This is a genomic window from Acinetobacter sp. A1-4-2 (assembly GCF_040233925.1).
GTDB lineage: Bacteria > Pseudomonadota > Gammaproteobacteria > Pseudomonadales > Moraxellaceae > Acinetobacter.
On record NZ_CP157981.1, the window covers coordinates 1384731 to 1403671 of the forward strand.

General features: G+C 41.1%; 22 protein-coding genes. 12 read left to right on the forward strand and 10 right to left on the reverse strand.

Features of this window, described 5'->3' with window-relative positions; all coding sequences use genetic code 11:
• Positions 1 to 66 precede the first annotated feature (66 nt).
• The 5 genes from ABJ384_RS06885 to ABJ384_RS06905 form a co-directional block, all read right to left on the reverse strand.
• Positions 67 to 1191, reverse strand: a complete 1125-nt coding sequence (locus ABJ384_RS06885) for a porin (RefSeq protein ID WP_349929601.1) — start codon at positions 1189 to 1191, stop codon at positions 67 to 69.
• Between the two features lie 300 nt (positions 1192 to 1491).
• The gene (locus ABJ384_RS06890) at positions 1492 to 1905 is read right to left on the reverse strand and encodes an HIT family protein (protein WP_349929602.1); all 414 of its coding nucleotides are present in this window, start codon (positions 1903 to 1905) and stop codon (positions 1492 to 1494) included.
• A gap of 32 nt (positions 1906 to 1937) precedes the next feature.
• On the reverse strand, positions 1938 to 2207 hold the full coding sequence (locus ABJ384_RS06895; protein ID WP_086196306.1) for a YARHG domain-containing protein: 270 nt from the start codon (positions 2205 to 2207) through the stop codon (positions 1938 to 1940).
• Positions 2208 to 2288: 81 nt separating this feature from the next.
• The gene (locus ABJ384_RS06900; protein ID WP_349929603.1) at positions 2289 to 3161 is read right to left on the reverse strand and encodes an NAD(P)-dependent oxidoreductase; all 873 of its coding nucleotides are present in this window, start codon (positions 3159 to 3161) and stop codon (positions 2289 to 2291) included.
• A gap of 10 nt (positions 3162 to 3171) precedes the next feature.
• Entirely contained in the window at positions 3172 to 4263 is a 1092-nt protein-coding gene (locus ABJ384_RS06905) for an alpha/beta fold hydrolase (RefSeq protein WP_349929604.1), read from the reverse strand.
• 135 nt (positions 4264 to 4398) lie between these two features.
• On the opposite strand from ABJ384_RS06905, the gene ABJ384_RS06910 reads away from it, so the two are divergent.
• From ABJ384_RS06910 to trpB, 9 genes are all read left to right on the forward strand, one after another.
• Positions 4399 to 5586 (forward strand): O-succinylhomoserine sulfhydrylase, encoded by a 1188-nt coding sequence (locus ABJ384_RS06910; protein ID WP_180043453.1) that lies wholly within the window; start codon positions 4399 to 4401, stop codon positions 5584 to 5586.
• Positions 5587 to 5626: 40 nt separating this feature from the next.
• Entirely contained in the window at positions 5627 to 5956 is a 330-nt protein-coding gene (locus tag ABJ384_RS06915; RefSeq protein WP_086196303.1) for a YbaB/EbfC family nucleoid-associated protein, read from the forward strand.
• Between the two features lie 12 nt (positions 5957 to 5968).
• Entirely contained in the window at positions 5969 to 6565 is a 597-nt protein-coding gene (recR, locus tag ABJ384_RS06920) for a recombination mediator RecR (RefSeq protein WP_349929605.1), read from the forward strand.
• 226 nt (positions 6566 to 6791) lie between these two features.
• Complete coding sequence (locus ABJ384_RS06925) at positions 6792 to 7934, forward strand: HRDC domain-containing protein (RefSeq protein ID WP_349929606.1); 1143 nt, start codon at positions 6792 to 6794, stop codon at positions 7932 to 7934.
• A 129-nt stretch (positions 7935 to 8063) separates the two neighbouring features.
• Complete coding sequence (locus ABJ384_RS06930; protein WP_349929715.1) at positions 8064 to 8372, forward strand: YcgL domain-containing protein; 309 nt, start codon at positions 8064 to 8066, stop codon at positions 8370 to 8372.
• A gap of 22 nt (positions 8373 to 8394) precedes the next feature.
• A complete protein-coding gene (locus ABJ384_RS06935; RefSeq protein WP_086196299.1) occupies positions 8395 to 8778 on the forward strand; it encodes a hypothetical protein in 384 nt (127 codons plus the stop codon).
• A gap of 21 nt (positions 8779 to 8799) precedes the next feature.
• Positions 8800 to 9651 (forward strand): MoxR family ATPase, encoded by an 852-nt coding sequence (locus tag ABJ384_RS06940; protein ID WP_349929607.1) that lies wholly within the window; start codon positions 8800 to 8802, stop codon positions 9649 to 9651.
• A gap of 13 nt (positions 9652 to 9664) precedes the next feature.
• The gene (locus ABJ384_RS06945) at positions 9665 to 10852 is read left to right on the forward strand and encodes a VWA domain-containing protein (protein ID WP_180044319.1); all 1188 of its coding nucleotides are present in this window, start codon (positions 9665 to 9667) and stop codon (positions 10850 to 10852) included.
• A 45-nt stretch (positions 10853 to 10897) separates the two neighbouring features.
• Positions 10898 to 12106, forward strand: a complete 1209-nt coding sequence (gene trpB / locus ABJ384_RS06950; RefSeq protein WP_349929608.1) for a tryptophan synthase subunit beta — start codon at positions 10898 to 10900, stop codon at positions 12104 to 12106.
• Positions 12107 to 12267: 161 nt separating this feature from the next.
• Here the strand turns inward: trpB and ABJ384_RS06955 are convergent, their stop codons facing one another.
• The 3 genes from ABJ384_RS06955 to ABJ384_RS06965 form a co-directional block, all read right to left on the reverse strand.
• Positions 12268 to 12699 (reverse strand): CBS domain-containing protein, encoded by a 432-nt coding sequence (locus tag ABJ384_RS06955; RefSeq protein ID WP_349929609.1) that lies wholly within the window; start codon positions 12697 to 12699, stop codon positions 12268 to 12270.
• A gap of 132 nt (positions 12700 to 12831) precedes the next feature.
• Positions 12832 to 13206 carry a DUF2750 domain-containing protein gene (locus ABJ384_RS06960; RefSeq protein WP_180044314.1) on the reverse strand — a complete coding sequence of 125 codons (375 nt, stop codon included), beginning with the start codon at positions 13204 to 13206 and terminating at the stop codon, positions 12832 to 12834.
• Positions 13207 to 13345: 139 nt separating this feature from the next.
• A complete protein-coding gene (locus ABJ384_RS06965; RefSeq protein ID WP_166168431.1) occupies positions 13346 to 13579 on the reverse strand; it encodes a hypothetical protein in 234 nt (77 codons plus the stop codon).
• A 220-nt stretch (positions 13580 to 13799) separates the two neighbouring features.
• On the opposite strand from ABJ384_RS06965, the gene ABJ384_RS06970 reads away from it, so the two are divergent.
• Both ABJ384_RS06970 and ABJ384_RS06975 read left to right on the forward strand, forming a co-directional pair.
• On the forward strand, positions 13800 to 14159 hold the full coding sequence (locus ABJ384_RS06970; protein ID WP_086196292.1) for a hypothetical protein: 360 nt from the start codon (positions 13800 to 13802) through the stop codon (positions 14157 to 14159).
• 108 nt (positions 14160 to 14267) lie between these two features.
• Positions 14268 to 14588, forward strand: a complete 321-nt coding sequence (locus tag ABJ384_RS06975) for a hypothetical protein (protein ID WP_086196291.1) — start codon at positions 14268 to 14270, stop codon at positions 14586 to 14588.
• On the opposite strand, the gene ABJ384_RS06980 is transcribed toward ABJ384_RS06975, so the two are convergent.
• Positions 14515 to 16098 carry a pitrilysin family protein gene (locus ABJ384_RS06980; protein WP_349929610.1) on the reverse strand — a complete coding sequence of 528 codons (1584 nt, stop codon included), beginning with the start codon at positions 16096 to 16098 and terminating at the stop codon, positions 14515 to 14517. The two genes, ABJ384_RS06975 and ABJ384_RS06980, sit on opposite strands and share 74 nt — an antisense overlap.
• Before the next feature lie 11 nt (positions 16099 to 16109).
• Complete coding sequence (locus ABJ384_RS06985) at positions 16110 to 17423, reverse strand: pitrilysin family protein (protein WP_349929611.1); 1314 nt, start codon at positions 17421 to 17423, stop codon at positions 16110 to 16112.
• Positions 17424 to 17675: 252 nt separating this feature from the next.
• Here ABJ384_RS06985 and ftsY point away from each other — a divergent pair, with 252 nt between their 5' ends.
• On the forward strand, positions 17676 to 18791 hold the full coding sequence (gene ftsY, locus ABJ384_RS06990) for a signal recognition particle-docking protein FtsY (protein WP_166168447.1): 1116 nt from the start codon (positions 17676 to 17678) through the stop codon (positions 18789 to 18791).
• Positions 18792 to 18941 lie beyond the last annotated feature (150 nt).

Sequence of the window (18941 nt, forward strand, 5' to 3'; positions counted from 1 at the left end):
TTCCTCAAAAAAAAGACCACACGAATGTGGTCTTTTTTAATAGCTTTCTAAGTAAATGAAGAGTGCTTAGAAGTTATATTCCATACCTAGCCCGAATACTGTCATAGTATCGTCTTCACCAGCTTTAGTTTTCCAGTCACGTTCTTGAGAAGCAACTACACCGTACATACGAGCTTGTTTGTTGAATTGGTAATCTACGCCAAGACCATATTGGTCAATTGTGCGGTCTTTCATAAGATCAGCGGTAGTTTCAGCTGTAATGTATTCAGCCTTAACTGTCCATGGAGTATTAGCAAATTTATAAGCTGCGGTGATACCCATTGCTTTCTCTTCAATAGAGTCAACGTTGTTTGTAACAGTAGTAATGTTAGGGGCAGTACCTTCAGTTAATGCTTTGTTTGCTGGAGCATCAGACAATTCAGCTTGTTGCCATAAAGCACCCAAAGTTAAACCAGACAAACCAGCAGCTTTAAAGTTATAAGAACCAGTTACACGGTAAGCATCAGATTCAGCATTAGAGATATCTAAAGCATTAAAATCACCTTGTACCCCCATATTGCCAGCAAGAGCCAAAGCAAGACCAAGATCTTTGTTTTCATAGCTTAGAGAAGCTGAAACTGCATCACCAAAACCATCATTTGTTTCAGTTGTATATGTACCAGATGTGGTAGCAGGAGTATTGTCTTCACCTTGGATAGCCATGATGTTGAATTGCACACCACCAAGAAGGTTTTTGTCAGTTTCAAAACCGATTACGTTTTTAAGACGCTCTTCACCGTGTAATACTTTGGTCATGTCAAGACGAGTGTGGTCGTTAAAAATGTCTTGTGCACTGCCAGCAGCTGTTTTGAAGTAAGAATCATATTGACCGGCTTTTAAAGTACCAATACCAGCCCATTTAAGACCTAGGAAACGGTTACGAGCACTCCATTCAGAGTCTGAACCAGAACCATCAGTGGCAAAACCCCATTCTGCTTGGTAAACAGCAGAAAGTTTTTCAGTAAGCTTCTCTTCACCTTTTACACCAATACGTGATGCATTTGAGTTTACTTCACTAATGTCATTACCTTTAAAATCATAGTTATCTGCTTGATCTATAGAAACATTCAGTTTACCGTACAAAGTTGGTGCCGCTTGTGCTGCGCTTACACCCATTGCCGCAACAGCAGCTGCTAGAAGCAATTTTTTCATCAAGATTTCTCCAAAACACTTTTTAAAATGGCATTCGCCTTGCCTTCTTTTTAGTTTGCTTGTGTACAAAAAATTACAAAAGCTCACCAACTTGCTAAGCAGTATCTGCAAACTTTGTGACAGTGAAGTGAAAGCTATATGACAGTTTTATGACGAAGAAGATTAAAGAAATTAAGATATTTTATTATTTTTCATAAAGTTAAATTGTTCTTAAAATCTGTGAGATGAGTTGATTTAATCTCAAATATAAAAAAATGGAGCTTAAGCTCCATTTTTGACAAATTAAAATTCTAGTGAATTTTAAAGTTCAGCTTTAATCTTTTCAGCTAATACTTTAATTTTTTCCTGGTCACCCATATGTAATGCATGCTTTCCAAGCTCATGCACTGAACTTGGAATGAGGTGAAAATGTACATGTGGAACAGTTTGACCAGCAGATGCACCTGAAAGTTGCATCAGTACAATACCTTGAACATCAAGTGCTATTTTCATTGCCTGGGCAATTCTTTGCACAATCTGAATGGTATAGGCAGCGGCATCAGGTGGCAGATCGAGCAAGGTAATTGCAGGTGTTTTCGGGATGACCAACGTATGACCTTCTGCCTGGGGCATGATGTCCATAAAAGCCAGAACCTGTTCGTCCTCATACACTTTTATTGCAGGAAGTTCATTACGGATAATTCGTGCAAAAATATTTTGATCATCGTAAAGCATGTCTAGTCCTTGAAAGTGATTGGGTACTGTAATTATTTACAGTTCAATTCTTTCTGACGATCTTTGATGGCGTCAAGTCGTTGTTGCTCTTTTTCTGAAAATTTTGGCTTGGTTGTATAACAATTGTCATTGCCGAACTTGGCCTTGGCTTCCGGGTCTTTAAAGCAAAAACCTTTAGAGGCATAAATGACATCATGGTCATTTTTTAATTGTTGGCACTCTTGCTCTGCTGTCGCTGCAAAAGCAGTTGCCCCAAAGAAAGTTGTAAAACTAGCCAAAACTGCAACACTAAGCTTGGTCATGAGGGTTTCCTCTGTGAGAATATTGTGTAGTGTACTTCTACACAATATTAGGTTTATTTATTATTATTCAATGGCGAGTAATTACTCAAGTGTAATTTTATTCCAAGATTCGTACATTTTCACAGCACTAGAAAAGTCACTGTCTTTTTCTGCTAAATTACTGGCTGCCTGAATCAGACTTTGAGTCAAGGCAATCACCGGTGCTGATAGTTTGGCATCACGAACCAGATCAAGTGCAATTCCGGTATCTTTTGCTAATAATGGCAGAGCAAAAGTCAGTGGGAATTCGCGGTTTAAAACCCGTTGTGGCAACACGGTTTCAGTCACACCACTTTTACCGCTTGATGCATTAATGCAATCTAAGGCTTCGTGCAGATTTACCCCATGCGCTTTTAAGGTGGTGAAACCTTCGGCCACTGAGCAGAGATTGACGGCTAATAGCATATTATTGACCGCTTTGACAGCGAAACCTGCACCTGATTCACCGACATGTTTAATCAGTTTGCCGAAAGCCTGAATGGCTGGAAGGGCTTTTTCAAAAGCAGCGGCTTCACCACCAATCATTACGGTTAATGTGCCATTTTCAGCGCCAATGGTTTGCCCGCTCACCGGTGCATCCAGAAAATCTACATTCGATACTTTTAATTGTTGGCTGAGCTTTTTTGCCGATGCAGGAACACCACTGGTGCAATCGATCCATACCGCACCCGATTTAATCTGGACTGTTGCAATAAGATCTTCAACTTCCTTACTCGTTGGCAGGCAAGAAAAAATGATATCGGCCTGAACCGCTTGCTCAAGTTCTACAGCTTGGGTGCCATATTCAGTTGCATGCTGTTTAGCTTTTTCGAAATTACGGTTCCATACATAGACCGTATCAAAATGTTGAGGTAAATGTGCTGCCATGCGGTAACCCATTGCGCCTAAGCCGATAAATGCAACTGACTGAATCATGATGTTTCCTTTATATTTTGCTCGATCTCTGTTTTAGCCAGGTGGTCATGAAAGGCCAGAACTCGTTGGCACTGGACTGGCTAGACATGAGTCCCAAATGACCACCTGGGATAAGAGTAAACGTGACATCCTGACTATTTGTCAATTCAATTAAAGGTTTAACGGCCTCTTTGGAAACAATCCGATCGCTACGACCCGCGCCTATCAGTAAAGAGCAGGCTATATGTTTTAATTCGATATGCTTATCCTGTAATCTGATAACACCGTTTTTGAGCGGATTTTGTAGCCAGACATTAAAAATCATGTCCTGATTGATACCACCTGGATAGTCAATCATCTGGTTCAGGAAATTACCCATGGTGGCGTGTTCATATAAGGCTTGCAGGTTATCGAGGTTTGCTAGAAGCTGTTTCTGGCTTTGTATCCATCCCACAGGATCAATCATTTTAAAACCGAGTGAATTTAGTATGCCTGGGCTATGAATCAGATGCTTGGGTGCCGTTCCTGAGTAAATCTTGTTTTGTAGAGTCTTGTTTTTGGCAATCAGTTGATTGGCCTTTTGAAAAATTTTGCCGGTACGGCCTGATGCATGACTGTCCACCGGACTGCCCAATACAATTAAATTTTTAACATGGTTCGGTTTTTGCAATGCGCAATACAACATGACAAATACACCGGCCATACTCCAGCCATGCAGTGAAATTTCATCACTATGTGAGTGAGTTCGGATCTGGTCTATACAATGCGGAATGGCATCATCAATAAATGACATGAAATTGAGGAAACGATCTCGATAGCTATATCGACCCCATTCGATTAAATAGACATCAAAGCCACTATGTTGAAAGTGTTTTACCAATGAACGGTAGGGGTACAGGTCGTAAATGGCCATGTTTATTGCAAGGGGAGCAACAAAAACCAGGGGCTCTTTATATTGCTTATCTGCTGAGGCGTAATAGCGCACTCGGGTCTGTTTGTACTCTGCAATGACTTCATAGGGAGTGGCTTGCGATAAAACCAGTGATTTTGAGTTAAATAAAGTCTTTGACAGGTTTTTGAGTTTGCTTTTATGTTTGGCAATTTTATTTTTAACTTGAATCATTGCTGGGGGTGCTGACATATGGGGGATTGATCGAAGTGTAGGCGATATTTATGCATTATGCCTTGACCTTAAATGCCATAGACGCTCAAAATGTTGGCAATTATTAGCAATACAGTCCAGGACTGGGTAATACAAATGAGCCAACAAGACGACATTGAATACCAATTAGATACCTTAGCCATTCGTACAGGTCATACACGCAGTTTTGAAGGCGAGCATGGTGAGCCGATTTTTCTCACTTCATCATTCGTCTATGAAAATGCAGCAGAAGCCGCAGCTAAGTTTTCTGGTCAGGAACCTGGCAACATTTATTCGCGCTTTACCAATCCGACAGTTGCGATGTTTGAAAAGCGCCTTGCCGCATTAGATGGTGCGGAACGTGCTGTTGCAACCAGTACTGGCATGGCAGCCATCATGGCTGTGGCTATGTCTTATTTGAAACTGGGCGATCACGTCATCTGTTCACGTGCGGTGTTTGGTTCAACGGTTTCTCTTTTTGAAAAATACGTGGCTAAATTTGGTATAGCAGTCGATTTTGTTGATTTAACCGATCTTGATGCGTGGAAAAATGCAATCAAGCCTGAAACCAAATTACTGTTTGTTGAATCTCCGTCCAATCCACTGGCTGAAATTGCCGATATTCAGGCCTTGGCGGATCTGGCTCATGCCAATGGTGCATTACTGGCGATTGATAACAGCTTCTGTACGCCGGCATTGCAACAGCCAATTAAATTAGGGGCCGACCTGGTTGTCTATTCAGCAACCAAATATCTGGATGGTCAAGGTCGCGCTTTGGGGGGGGCTGTGGTAGGTAATCACAAACTGCTTGAAGAAGTATTTGGTTATGTTCGCACCACTGGCCCGTCAATGAGCCCATTTAATGCCTGGGTTTTTTTGAAAGGTCTGGAAACTCTGCGTTTACGTATGCGTGAACATTCAGCAAATGCACAAAAACTGGCTGAATTCTTAAATCAGCACGACAAAGTAGAAAAAGTTTATTACGCTGGTTTGCCTTCACATATTGGTCATGAGCTTGCAGCCAAACAGCAAAGCGGTTTTGGCGGTATTGTGTCCTTTGAAGTCAAAGGTGGGCGTGAAGGGGCTTGGAAAGTTATCGACAATACCCAGTTTATTTCCATTACCGGTAACCTGGGCGATGTGAAATCAACTATTACTCATCCAGCAACCACTACTCACGGTAAGCTTTCACCAGAAGCCAAAGAAGCTGCAGGGATTCGTGAAGGATTAATCCGTGTATCTGTTGGTTTGGAAGATATTGATGATATTATTCGCGACATTAGTCGTGGTTTAGATTTAATTTAAATTTTTATCTTATTTTTAAGTTTTGTGTTCGGAGTATTTTATGAACATTAACATGTTGATGCAGCAAGCACAGCGCATGCAAAAAGATATGGAAGCCAATGTTAAAAAGGCCAAAGAACAGCTTGCGCAAACTGAAGTTCATGCTGAAGCAGGCGGCGGTCTGGTAAAAGTCACCATGACTTGCCGTAACGTGGTAAAACGTATCGAAATCAGCCCTGAATTGCTGCAAGATGATGCTGACATGATTGAAGATTTAATTGCGGCTGCAATGAATGATGCTGCACGTCAGGCTGAAGCGATTTCTGAGGAAAAAATGAAAGCTGCAAATTCTGGTATGGGCTTGCCACCAGGTCTTTCAGGTTTATTCTAAGGAATATGTCCAGTGTTTAGTGATCGATTTGATCAACTGGTTCAAGCCTTACGGATTTTGCCAAGTGTTGGGCCGAAATCGGCTCAGCGCATGGCATTACACCTGATCATGAAAAACAGGGAAGGTGCAGTCGGGCTAGCACATGCTTTAAATGAAGCAGTTACCTACATTCATGAATGTAGCGTTTGTCATTCGCTCACTGAAAATGAAGTTTGCGATATCTGTCTTTCGCATGAACGTGATGATCAGCTGCTCTGTGTGGTGGAATCACCAGCAGATGTGATGGCGATTGAACAAAGTGGCAGTTTTCGGGGTAAATACCATGTGCTGGGTGGACATTTGTCTCCACTGGACGGAATTGGGCCAGAAGAAATCGGGATTCCCTATCTGATTCAGCGCCTGAGTCAGGGCACGGTTTCAGAAGTCATATTGGCAACCAATGCTACTGTAGAAGGTCAGGCGACAGCACATTATCTGGTTGAAGCAACCAAGCATTTACCGATTCAAATGACCCGGATTGCTCAAGGTGTTCCTCAAGGGGGAGAACTTGAATATGTGGATAGTCATACTTTAAGTCAGGCGGTGCATAATCGTATGCGTATGAAATAAGTACCCGGGTGCTTATTTCATTATTTTTGACAAGAATAAGAACTGGGTGGCATTTACGAGAAAAATAGTCTTAAACTTATACAAAAAAAATATAAAAAAATGTTGATTTTTTATTTAAATATTAAAATATGGTGAATATATACGCTAGATGTAGATTTTGTTATATCTAAATGTTATATATCGGTTAATATACTTTTCAAGAGAATCTGCTTTTAGACTCGGTAATATGTTTCAGTTCATTCATCAACAAAAAGATTTAGAAGATATTCTGCACTTGATGGGGCAGACATCCATTTATGGATTGGATACCGAATTCATCAAGGTGGATACTCTTTGGCCTAAACTCGGTGTATTTCAAATTAATGTTGCGGATCGGGTTTTTTTACTTGATGGCACAAGTTTAGACCTGTCGGCATTCTGGAAAAAATTGTTTCAGGCCCAGCAGAATATTTTCCATGCTTGCAGTGAAGATATTGATTTAATTTATCATTACTCACAGCAAAAAAGCCTAAGCAATGTTTTTGATACCCAGATTGGCATGTCTTTTTTAGGTCATGGGCTACAGGTAAGCTATCAAAATGCGTTAAAGCACATTCTGGATGTGGACATTGATAAAGACCAGACTCGATCTGACTGGTTGGCGCGTCCGTTAAGCTCTGAGCAACTCACCTATGCGGCGAATGACGTACTATATCTGATGAATCTATCGAATAAGATCCAGCAGGAATTAGGCGATAAGCACTTACTGGATTTTGCCCTGGAAGATTGCCGTCATCTGACCCATGAAATTGGTCATGAAACACCTCTAGAGTTGCTTTATCACGATATTGGAAACTACCGGCATTCACGCCGTCAATTGATGCAGTTGCAACAACTGGCTGTGTGGCGCGAACAGATGGTCAAAGCCTTGAATTATCCTCGCAGCTTTATTCTGAAAAATTCCACCCTGATTGATCTGGTGGAAAAAAATCCGCGTAATCATTTCCAGTTGTCTAGTATTAAAGATATTCGTCAAAATATTGTGCGCGAATATGGTAAAACCATTCTGGATCTACTTAAATTTTTGCCTGAACAGGCAGAATGGCCACTGCGTATGGCACGTCCAATTCGTCACTCATCCAAAGAAATTGGTGAAAGAGTGGAGAATGTCATTCAGGCTGTGGTGCAGGAAACTACGGTACCTAAAGAAGTATTGATGCGTAAAAAATGGCTCAATGCACTATATCAGCATGTGGTATTTCATAATGATGAACAGGATTTGCCCGCTTATCTGCTTGGTTGGCGCTATGATGTTCTGACCAAGCCACTGATTGATGTGTTACATGCAGATGAAAGTTATCTGTCTACGCAAATGAAAGTGATGGATTAATTTTTGACCATTTTGTTCAAAGAATTAACATTTACACACAATCACGACTGATGCGTTAATAATCACTAATGTATCGGTCTTTTTTTTAATGTATGCTTTGTGCTGAGTTTTATGAGTCCTGTTTCAACTATGCACTGTTCAATTTTTAAATCTAGCAAAAAAGATGAAATGTATCTTTACATCGCCCGTCCAGAAACTTCTGAGAATGAAGCTGAGGCAGTAAATGCGCTGGAAATCTTGCCAGAAGCGATGCGTGTTGCATTTGGTCGTGCAACTTTTGTTATGGATTTGGAGTTAACCGAAAGCCGTAAACTGGCACGTGTCAATGTATTACATGTGATTGACTCTATTGAAACCAAAGGTTTCTTTATTCAAGTCCCTCCAGAAGGATTAATCAATCCGAATGCGGTTGCACCCGAAGGGCTGCGTGGCGCTTAAAGGCTAATCAGGAGTTGTAACGATGAATAGTTTTTTTTCACTACTAGATTCAATTCCTGAAGATAGCATTGCCGTCACGGTATATCTGCTAGGAAGCGTGATTATTCTTTGGGCCTGGTATGTTATTGCAAAACGTTTGCCTAAGCCGCTAGGTGGAATGACATGGCTCATCGGCTTTGCTATTTTACTCACGCCGACAGTTTCTGAAGGAAATAATGCTGCTATCGCTCCGGCTTTTTTTGGACTGCTATTTGGTCTTTTAACCAAAGAAAAAGCTTTGGTCTGGACCAATGCTTCTCTCATTCTCTTTGTGATCGGGCTTGGCCTGATCATTGGTGCTTTATGGTCAAAATATATGGCCAACAAAGCAAAGTTTGTCGCAAACAACAATAGTTCACCGCTTTAAATAAAACAATAAGGTTAAATCATGTCTGTGGATAATCAACAATTTCTTGGTACAGATCAGTACATTGCGACTGATAGTTTAAAACTTGCTGTCAAAGCGGCACGTAGCTTGCAAAAGCCGCTTTTGGTTAAAGGTGAGCCGGGCACAGGCAAAACCCTGCTTGCCGAGCAAGTGGCTGAAAGTCTGGGACTGAAACTGCTGACCTGGCATATCAAGTCCACCACGAAAGCCCAGCAAGGCCTGTATGAATACGATGCTGTATCCCGTTTGCGTGATAGCCAGTTAGGTGATGATCGTGTTTATGACATTAAAAACTACATCAAGCCTGGAAAATTATGGGAAGCGTTCACCAGTGAACAACGCTGTGTCTTGTTGATTGATGAAATTGATAAAGCAGACATCGAGTTTCCGAATGACTTATTGCATGAACTCGACAAAATGTCATTTTTTGTTTATGAAACCGGGGAAACTATCACGGCGACACAGCGTCCAATCGTGATTATCACTTCAAATAATGAAAAAGAACTGCCAGATGCATTCTTGCGCCGCTGTTTCTTCCATTATATTGAATTCCCTGATGAAGCGACCATGCGTGAAATTATTGATGTGCATTTCCCGCAAGTGTCTGCAGCTTTGGTCAATGAAGCTTTACAGGTCTTCTTCAAGCTTCGCCAGATTCCGGGCTTAAAAAAACCACCATCCACTTCTGAGTTGATTGACTGGTTAAGCCTGCTGATGGCTGATGATATGCCTGAAGATATTTTACGCAAGCATGATAAATCCAAAGCGATTCCACCCTTGTATGGTGCCCTGATTAAAAACGAGCAAGATGTCCAGTTGCTTGAACGTTTAGCCTTTATGTCGCGTCGCTAAGGGAGAAACACGCATGTTTGTGCGATTGTTTTATACCTTACGCAAATACGGTGTGCCAGTATCAACCCGTGAACTGATTGATCTGAATGAAGCTGTAGCTTCAGGCTTGGTGTTTGCCAATCAGGAAGAGTTCTATGAACTCGCAAAAACGGTTATGGTTAAAGATGAGCGTTTCTTTGACAAGTTTGACCGGGCCATGAAAGATTACTTTGATGGCATCTCCACTTTTGATCTGGATGATTTGCTTAATCAGGTGCATAAGTTACCAAAAGACTGGTTTGATCTGGAGCTTCTGGAAAAGCATCTCACACCTGAGCAGCGGGAAGAACTGAAAAAAGCCGGCTCACTGGAAGAGCTGATGAAGATGCTGGAAGAGCGTCTTCGTGAGCAGCATAAGAAGCATCAAGGCGGTAACAAGATGATTGGTACCGGTGGCACCTCACCCTTTGGGGCGTATGGTGATCATCCTGAAGGTGTGCGTATTGGTGGGCCGGGACGTAAACGTTCTGCGGTTAAGGTTTGGGAACAGCGTAAATACCAAAACCTGGATGATGAACAGATTTTAGGTACACGGCAAATGCAAATGGCACTCCGCCGTTTACGCAAGTTTGCACGTCAAGGCGCAGCTGAAGAACTGGATATTAACAGCACGATTCGTGAAACCGCCAAGCAAGGTATTTTAGATGTACAGCTGGTTCCCGAACGTCGCAACCGTATTAAAGTTTTAATGTTGTTCGATGTTGGTGGGTCGATGGACTCGTATATCGCTGAATGTGAAAAACTGTTCAGCGCGGCCAAAACCGAATTTAAAACTTTAGAATATTTTTATTTTCATAACTGTTTGTATGACTATGTCTGGAAAGACAATATCCGCCGTTCTAATACCCGCATGAATACCTGGGATTTATTCAATACTTATGGGCGCGACTATCGGGTAATTGTGGTAGGGGATGCCAGTATGGCACCTTATGAGTTGAACTCGGTGGGTGGTTCTGTTGAATATATGAATGATGAAGCAGGTAATGTCTGGTTACAGCGTTTACGTCAACATTTTGAAAAGACGGCCTGGCTTAATCCAGAACAAGACAGTTATTGGCATTACACCCATACCATTGGTCAGATCAAACAAATCTTTGAAGATCATATGTATCCCATGACCTTAAAGGGTGTGGAAGACATGACAAAATATTTGGCTCGTTAAACGCATTGAAATTAAATGCGTTCTTTTTAAATGAAGGAATTGAAAATGGATCATCAAATTAATGGCATCCCATTACCCAATGAAGAAGGTTTCTTTGGACAATACGGTGGTCAGTTTATTCCGCCTCATTTAAAAGAAGCAATGGATGAAATTAATGTCGCGTATGAGCAAATTCGCCATACTGCAGAATTCCAGAATGAACTAGCCGATTTGTTTGCCAACTATGTGGGTCGTCCAAGTCCGCTGTTTCATGCCAAACGTTTGTCTGACCAATTGGGTGGAGCGCAAATTTACCTGAAACGTGAAGATTTAAATCACACCGGTGCACATAAGATTAATCATTGCCTAGGCGAAGCTTTGCTTGCTAAATACATGGGTAAGAAAAAAGTCATTGCTGAAACGGGTGCAGGCCAGCATGGTGTGGCACTTGCAACTGCATGTGCCTTAGTCGGTATTCCATGTGAAATTCATATGGGGCAAGTGGATATTGAAAAAGAACATCCGAACGTGGTGAAGATGAAGATCTTGGGTGCCAACCTGATTTCTGTTACCCGTGGTACGGCAACATTAAAAGATGCAGTAGACAGCGCGTTTGAAGAATATCTCAAAGATCCGAAAAACTTTATTTATGCGATTGGTTCAGTGGTTGGTCCACATCCATTCCCGAAAATGGTACGTGACTTTCAGGCAATTATTGGTGATGAAATTAAAGTTCAGACCAATGACCGTTTTGGTTCAAACCCGGATTATATCGTAGCTTGTGTCGGTGGTGGTTCAAATGCCATGGGTGCCTTTTCTGCATTTTTAAACGATGCCGATGTAAAACTAGTAGGTGTAGAACCTGCGGGCCATGGTTTAGATACTACGATGCACTCAGCTACCCTGACTTTGGGTAAACCAAGCCAGCTTCACGGAATGGCATGTTATGTCCTTGAAGATGAACAAGGTGAGCCTTTGCCGGTACACTCGATTGCTTCAGGTCTGGATTATCCGGGCGTAGGCCCACAGCACAGCTTGTTGAAAGACTTGGGTCGTGTGGAATATACCACAGCAACAGACCTGGAATGTCTGGATGCTTTTATGACACTTTCACGTGTAGAGGGAATTGTTCCTGCACTTGAAAGTTCCCATGCAGTCGCTTGGGCTTTGCGTGAAGCACCAAAAATGGCGAAAGATGTGAAAATTGTCGTGAATGTTTCGGGTCGTGGCGATAAAGACTCGGATTATGTGGCAGAAAAATTAGGCTTGAACTAATTATAAAATCTCCCACTTGCATCATAGGTGCTCATCTTTTTAAGGAAGGTTTCTTTTTCCATCTTTATAAGAGATAGCTAAAGTCTCTCTTTATGAAAGGGAGCTTTAAAGGGATTAAAAAAACCTCTCATTTTGAGAGGTTTTTTTAATCCCTTTAAATCTTAACTGGCGATATATTGCTGCAATTGATCGATTAATTTGCGCTGATCTTCCATTACGGCTTTGACCAAATCACCAATCGAGATTAACCCTACCAGTTTTGAATTTTCAACTACAGGAAGATGACGTAAATGGCGATCAGTCATTAAACTTAAACAGTCTTCAACACTGGTGGATTTAGTCACGGTCAGTACTTTAGCAGTCATGATTTCACCGACTGTCGTTTCTTTAGAGGTCCGTTCCATCAACGTCACTTTACGCATGTAATCACGTTCAGAAAGAATACCGACCACTTTCTCTTGATCAGTCACGACCAGTGCACCAATGCCTTTATCTGCCATAAGCGAAATTGCTTCAAGTACCGTTGATTCTGGATTAATCGTAAAAATGGTTTTATCAATTTTATCGTGAATAACTTGTGCAACATTAGTCATTTATTATCATCCTTTTTGTTCCTTATTTGACATTAAACTTAGCGCGAAATCAGAAAAATGCAAATACTTTTCAGGTCATTAATAAAAATTTACATTTCTCTGAATTTCACTTTTAATATTTGCCGCAAACCCTCAAGCAGATTGTAAAGATTCAGCAAAAAAGAAATGCCGCATCTGTTGTGTGGTCAATTTAAATTTTTGGCTAGATGAATTACAAAGTGCAGGGGTAACATTTAAACGAGTGAGTGTTGGTAACAGCAAGTCCTGAAAATCCGCTGAAGTAATTTTACGCGGCATATAATTTGGCCAATGATGTTCGGCATATTTTTGTGCCTGTAGGCCGTTTAGCCAAAAGGGAAAAATAAAATCTTCATGATCAGACATCATGGCCCAACCCTGCTGATGATATAAACCCCACAGTACACCACAATACATCATAGATTTTAAAATCGTGATCTTAAAAAATAAGTCTTTAGGAATAGGCTGTAATGAATTAATTTGATTCATACCCGAATACATGTAGTGAATTCAGCAGTTATTGTAAGGAATGAAGATGAAAGTTCAGTGTAAGCTTTGAGAAACTATGTAAATAAATATGTATTTAAAAACAGAAGGCATTAAAAAACGCCACCTTGGTGACGTTTGATTAAGCTTGCATGGTGGCCAGCTTCTGCCAGTATTGTGCTTTGAGTGAGTCGCGTTCTACTCGGAAACCTTGATAATAAAGTTCTGCTAAAAATAAGGCAGCTTTACCATGTCCGGCACGAGCCACTTCTTCCAGTTTTTGAACTGCATCTGCAAAATTCATTTGAGACTGAATGGTATTGACTGCATCTGCATATGCATGTTCTAGGTCTTGATGAGAGAGTTGTTGAATCATATTAAACTCCTTATTGTAATTATGATTGCTAGATCGACTATTAAGTTCGTCTTGATACCAATTTAACTAGCTATTGTTAAATTAATATTACATCGCACCTAAATTGTCAAACAATATCTATGGGCTATATTATTAAATTCAAGGTTACATGATTAAACAATATACAAAATGATTTTTGCTTAGTATGTTAATGAGAGTTTGAAAATATAAGGAGAATAACATGACAAAAACATTAGATGGTTTTACATTCGATTTGCCTCCTACTGTAGATCAAATCATTGAACTTGCACATCAGCATCGTAAAAATTTAGACGAAGCCATTTTCCATCAGGAAATTCACTTGGGTAATTATTGTTTGGCACAGCGTAAAAGAGTTTATGATTTTACTCGCCAGCTTGATATACAGCAACGTGAGGATTTTTATAGTATCTATAATGGTGAGTTGCTGCGCATAGCGGACGATGATGAACTGCATCCCGTGCATGCTGAAAGAGGAGTAGGGGCTTTTGCAATTCTAGTGGTATTAGTGATTATCGCATTGGTGCTTTACTTTGCAGTAATCCGGAATGTCATTGTCTAATCGTTGAATTGATTTGCTTGATTTCTGTGGTAAATATGGAGAAATTGAGCAAATCTGCTTGTGCTTCTTTATGCTGCATCCTACACTATCTTGAATTCGAGGTAGGTTATGCATAGCGCTGTACAAAAAATTGTTCAATTAAAATCTCAAATAAAGCTGGAAGATATTTATAACGGATTTGTCGTTGTAATCATTGCCATTATTCTGATTCTTGCTTTCATTGCCCTGCATCGTCCCATTACTGTTAAACAATTTGAAAATGTCGTGCAACTTTCAGCTCAAGCCAATTATCCGGCGACCCAAGAAATGGCCCTGCTCTTGATACAGCAACCTCAGATTCCTTATGCGCAATATTTCAAATTGATGCAGGCACATCATCTGGAGATGACACAGGCTCATCAGTTACCTCCTTTACAGGCGGAGCAATAATTATTTTAGGGATTGGCTCAACCGAAGGCGTGTTTGAGCGAACTTGGGGACTTAAATCTTGTTTAAGTATTGTCTCCAGCGCGGCTTTGTCTAATTTATCATTGACCACAATAATAGTGAGACGTTCAGGATGCAGATGTTTTTGAAGGGCATTCTGAACATCTTGCACGGTAATTTTTTCTAATAATTTGGGATAATTGCTCAGGTAGTTAGCGGGCTGATTGTAAAATCCTAGCGAACCTAACTGTGCATTGATACTGGCATTACTACTATAATTATTTGGAAAAGCGCGTAACATGCCTGCCTTGGTTTCTTCCAGCTGTTTTGGGTTAATAGGTTGGCTGACAAAATTGACCAAGGCCTGATGAGCAACCTGTATGCTGTCGAGCAACTGGTCTTGTCGGGTTGAATAACTAAAACTGAATATTCCTGGTGCCTGACTAAATGAAAATGAACTATAAGCTCCATAGGTAAAACCGCGCTTAACCCGTAGTTCTTTCATTAAGATAGAATTAAAACCACTTCCGCCAAACATCTGGTTGGCCACTTCCAGGGCGAGTCGATCCGGATCAAAACGTGTAGGGCCTAATTGTCCCATCATCACATGGGCCTGACTGGAGTTAAACTTGATGTGGCGAATATCAAAACCTGATTTATCGATGGGTTGAGCCAGTGGTTTGGCTTTTTCACCTTGTTTTAAATTGCCAGCAATGCGTTCAGAAAGTTGCTGTGCCTGTTTGTGACTGAGTTGACCGGTAATGGCAATGTTTAGGTTCTGTGCTACCAAAAATTGTTCCTTAAACTGCTGTAATTGTGCCGGTGTGATTTTGCTAATACTGCGCTGAGTCCCGGTAATGGGTTCGGCATAGGCATGTTTTCCATATAAAGCACGGTAAAACAGGATATTCATCATGCGGCCAGGGCTTTCCTGGATCTGTTTCTGACCGACTTGAGTATTGTTTAATACCAGATCGATACTGGGTTTTTTAAAGGTGGAATGGTTGAGCATTTCCAGCAGCATGGCTATGGCCGGTTCAAGTTTTTTAGGCTCAGACAATACCCGTAATTTTACAATAAACATGTCCCGATACGCCTGAGCACTAAATCGTGCCCCTACATTTTCAAAAGTATGGGTAATTTCATTGGCCGTATATTTTTCTGTTCCTTCATCAATCAGTTTTGCTGCCATATTAGCAATACCAAATAAACCTGGTGCGATTTCTTCATCCCGTGCTGAGCCAGCATTAAAGGTCAGTTGAATATCGACCATGGGCAGGTCTTGCGATTCCACAAATAGCGTACGAACGTTATATGTGTTTTTTAGATCATGCACATAAGGGGCATGAAATTGATTTTGTGGATGGGTGATTTTTAAACTTTGTAGCAATGGAATGGATTTGAGCTGTGTCGGATTGTCATCGGGAAGGGTATTTAAATCAATTTCAGCACTTGCTGCTTGAACCCAGATCATCATAGAAACAAAGATAAGGCAAGAATGCAGCTTGAACATGGCAAATTCCACTATTGGGTTTTATTTTCAGGAAAAAGATATAAGGTGCTTAAATTGTCACGGCTGAAATAAATATTCGCCACGCGGTGTATATCTTGCGGGGTGACAGTTTCAAAATGTTTGGGCAGTTCATCCATCAAGCGAAAACTTAAACCGTTAATCTCCAGATTGCCGATCATCTTGGCTTGTCCGGCAATGTCATCCTGGCTATAGACTAAATTGGAGACATATTTAGCTGTCACTCGCTTGATTTCTGTGGGTTTGACCAGCTCCGTTTTGAGCAGCTCAATTTCAGCTTGAATGGCTTGTTCTGCCTCTGGCAAACTCAATCCATCTGTAGGCAAGGCTGAAATGCTCAATAAGCTATCTCCGCGGCTATAAGGATCATAAGACACACTGACCGAGGTTAATATTTTTTTGTCCCGTACCAGACGATCTTGCAGTCGTGAAGAAATTCCACTGTCCAAGATGTTCTTGATGATGGTTAAGGCATAAGCATCTTGCGGATTTTGGGCTGTGGCCAGTGAGCGCACGTTCCAGGCCATAAGCAGGTTTGCTACTTTTACCGGAAAATTCAATTCCATATGACGATAACCGATATGGTCAAATTCTAATACGTCATTGCGTGGCGGGGTTTTTCTGACAGGGATATCGGCAAAATACTTTTGTACTTGCAGCAAGGTTTGTTCAGTGTCGACATCACCGACAATCACAAGGAGGGCATTATTGGGGCTATACCAGTCACGATACCATTTTTTGATATCTTCAAGCTGGATGTTTTGCAGATTTTTCATGTGGCCAATCACCGGTTGGCGATAATGGCTGGTTGGATAGGTGATCCATTTGAATCGTTCGAAGGCTAAAGATCGGGGATTGTCATCTGTGCGTAAGCGCCGTTCTTCCATCACCACTTTAATTTCAGGGTCAAAATCCTGCTGGCGTAACAGCAAATTGCTCATCCGGTCTGCTTCAAGTTCTAAAGCCAGGGGTAAATAGGTTTTAGGGTAAAGCTGGTAATAATTGGTGTAATTGGTAAACGTTGCAGCATTGATGCGTCCACCATACATCCGGCTTAAACGGGTAAACTCATCATTGGGAACTTTTTGCGTACCTTTAAACATCATATGTTCCAGTACATGCGAAATGCCTAATAAGTTCCCCGATTCATCGCTGCTGCCTACCCGGTACCAGATTTGCGTCATGACCATGGGAGAACGGTGATCTTTCCGAATAATTACTTTTAAACCATTTTTGAGTGTGGTTTCAAAGGTCGTAGGTGTCAGTTTACTGCGAGTCTCTGCATGTACCCAGCCACTTTGAAGCATCAATAAAGCCAATGTGAGCGTTAAAACTAGATTTTTAAAAAAAGACGGCTTTAAAAAAAGTGGGTAGCTGCTTTCGAGCACAAGATTTACCCCCAGTCATAAATTATATTTATGATCATTTTTCAGAAACTTTTGCTTGAAAGCAAAGGTTAAGTTGTTGGTTTTTGGTGTGTTCAGTGTCTATTGGAAAACGCAGGACAAAACTATGCTAGAATCCTTGTTTTTTAACGCTATGCTTTTCAAGGATTCGGCATGCAACAGCAATCTAATGGGCAAAATAAATTTTTGATTGATGCTGATATCGGGGATGACGATGTCACTTTACCGAATTTACCCGCGGTAAATATCCCTATTGTTGAAACTCAAAATAAACAAGCTACTGTTTCTGCGCCTGTAGCCACAGAAACCGAGCAAACAGAAATAGAGCAAGGCGCTACGTCTAAAGGTGGCTTTTTTAGCCGCATGAAAGAAGGCTTAACCAAAACCCGTAAAAACCTTGCTGATGGTATGGTCAACATTCTCATTGGTGGTAAAGAAATCGATGATGAATTGCTGGAAGAAGTGGAAGAGCAATTACTGGTTGCAGATATTGGTGTAGATGCAACCAAAACCATTATTGCCAATTTAACTGAACGTACTGCACGTGGTGATCTGATTTATTCACACTCACTGTACAAAGCGTTGCAAGAAGAATTGGTGGCATTGCTGGCCCCGCGTGTTAAACCTTTACATATTGATCCAAATAAAAAACCATTTGTGATTTTGGTGGTAGGGGTCAATGGCGTGGGTAAAACCACTACGATTGGTAAACTGGCAAAACGTTTGCAAGGCGAAGGCAAAAAAGTCATGCTGGCTGCGGGCGATACCTTCCGTGCGGCAGCAACAGAACAATTACAAATTTGGGGCGAACGCAATAATATTTCAGTGGTTGCACAGGGTCATGGTGCAGACAGTGCTTCGGTCATTTTTGATGCTTTCGAAAGTGCACGTGCCAAAGGTGTGGATGTGCTGATTGCTGATACTGCGGGTCGTTTGCATAACAAAGGTCATTTAATGCAAGAGTTGACTAAAGTAAAACGCGTGATGCAAAAAATTGATGCTACAGCACCGCATGAAATTATGCTGGTGGTGGATGCGGGTACTGGTCAAAATGCAATTAATCAGGTTGAAATGTTTGATGAAGCTGTTGGCTTGACAGGGCTCACTATTACCAAGCTCGATGGTACGGCTAAAGGCGGGGTGTTATTTAATATCGCTAGCCGTACCCATGTACCTATTCGCTTTATTGGTGTGGGCGAGAAAATTGATGATCTACGTCCATTTTCGGCAAAATCATTTGTTGCAGCATTATTCGAAACTGAAAAGTAAAATGCGTGATATTTCACACAAACTCCGCTAAATGCGGAGTTTTTTGTTTTAGTGATAATTGTTTGATTTAAAAAACAACATTTAAAAATCCATGATCCAAAGAACTCTCTTATAAACCGTTAGAATATGAAAAAATCTTAAAAGCTTTAG

What these genes read in the sequence shown, in the direction of transcription:
- ABJ384_RS06945 (WP_180044319.1), top strand. Translation starts at nt 9,665, where the DNA reads ATGTTTGTGCGATTGTTTTATACCTTACGCAAATACGGTGTGCCAGTA.
- ABJ384_RS06960 (WP_180044314.1), bottom strand. Translation starts at nt 13,206, where the DNA reads ATGAATCAAATTAATTCATTACAGCCTATTCCTAAAGACTTATTTTTT.
- ftsY (WP_166168447.1), top strand. Translation starts at nt 17,676, where the DNA reads ATGCAACAGCAATCTAATGGGCAAAATAAATTTTTGATTGATGCTGAT.
- ABJ384_RS06955 (WP_349929609.1), bottom strand. Translation starts at nt 12,699, where the DNA reads ATGACTAATGTTGCACAAGTTATTCACGATAAAATTGATAAAACCATT.
- ABJ384_RS06885 (WP_349929601.1), bottom strand. Translation starts at nt 1,191, where the DNA reads ATGAAAAAATTGCTTCTAGCAGCTGCTGTTGCGGCAATGGGTGTAAGC.
- ABJ384_RS06965 (WP_166168431.1), bottom strand. Translation starts at nt 13,579, where the DNA reads ATGATTCAACAACTCTCTCATCAAGACCTAGAACATGCATATGCAGAT.
- ABJ384_RS06930 (WP_349929715.1), top strand. Translation starts at nt 8,064, where the DNA reads ATGCACTGTTCAATTTTTAAATCTAGCAAAAAAGATGAAATGTATCTT.
- ABJ384_RS06925 (WP_349929606.1), top strand. Translation starts at nt 6,792, where the DNA reads ATGTTTCAGTTCATTCATCAACAAAAAGATTTAGAAGATATTCTGCAC.
- ABJ384_RS06890 (WP_349929602.1), bottom strand. Translation starts at nt 1,905, where the DNA reads ATGCTTTACGATGATCAAAATATTTTTGCACGAATTATCCGTAATGAA.
- ABJ384_RS06940 (WP_349929607.1), top strand. Translation starts at nt 8,800, where the DNA reads ATGTCTGTGGATAATCAACAATTTCTTGGTACAGATCAGTACATTGCG.
- ABJ384_RS06900 (WP_349929603.1), bottom strand. Translation starts at nt 3,161, where the DNA reads ATGATTCAGTCAGTTGCATTTATCGGCTTAGGCGCAATGGGTTACCGC.
- ABJ384_RS06985 (WP_349929611.1), bottom strand. Translation starts at nt 17,423, where the DNA reads ATGCTTCAAAGTGGCTGGGTACATGCAGAGACTCGCAGTAAACTGACA.
- ABJ384_RS06905 (WP_349929604.1), bottom strand. Translation starts at nt 4,263, where the DNA reads ATGATTCAAGTTAAAAATAAAATTGCCAAACATAAAAGCAAACTCAAA.
- ABJ384_RS06980 (WP_349929610.1), bottom strand. Translation starts at nt 16,098, where the DNA reads ATGTTCAAGCTGCATTCTTGCCTTATCTTTGTTTCTATGATGATCTGG.
- ABJ384_RS06975 (WP_086196291.1), top strand. Translation starts at nt 14,268, where the DNA reads ATGCATAGCGCTGTACAAAAAATTGTTCAATTAAAATCTCAAATAAAG.
- ABJ384_RS06910 (WP_180043453.1), top strand. Translation starts at nt 4,399, where the DNA reads ATGAGCCAACAAGACGACATTGAATACCAATTAGATACCTTAGCCATT.
- ABJ384_RS06915 (WP_086196303.1), top strand. Translation starts at nt 5,627, where the DNA reads ATGAACATTAACATGTTGATGCAGCAAGCACAGCGCATGCAAAAAGAT.
- trpB (WP_349929608.1), top strand. Translation starts at nt 10,898, where the DNA reads ATGGATCATCAAATTAATGGCATCCCATTACCCAATGAAGAAGGTTTC.
- ABJ384_RS06970 (WP_086196292.1), top strand. Translation starts at nt 13,800, where the DNA reads ATGACAAAAACATTAGATGGTTTTACATTCGATTTGCCTCCTACTGTA.
- ABJ384_RS06895 (WP_086196306.1), bottom strand. Translation starts at nt 2,207, where the DNA reads ATGACCAAGCTTAGTGTTGCAGTTTTGGCTAGTTTTACAACTTTCTTT.
- ABJ384_RS06935 (WP_086196299.1), top strand. Translation starts at nt 8,395, where the DNA reads ATGAATAGTTTTTTTTCACTACTAGATTCAATTCCTGAAGATAGCATT.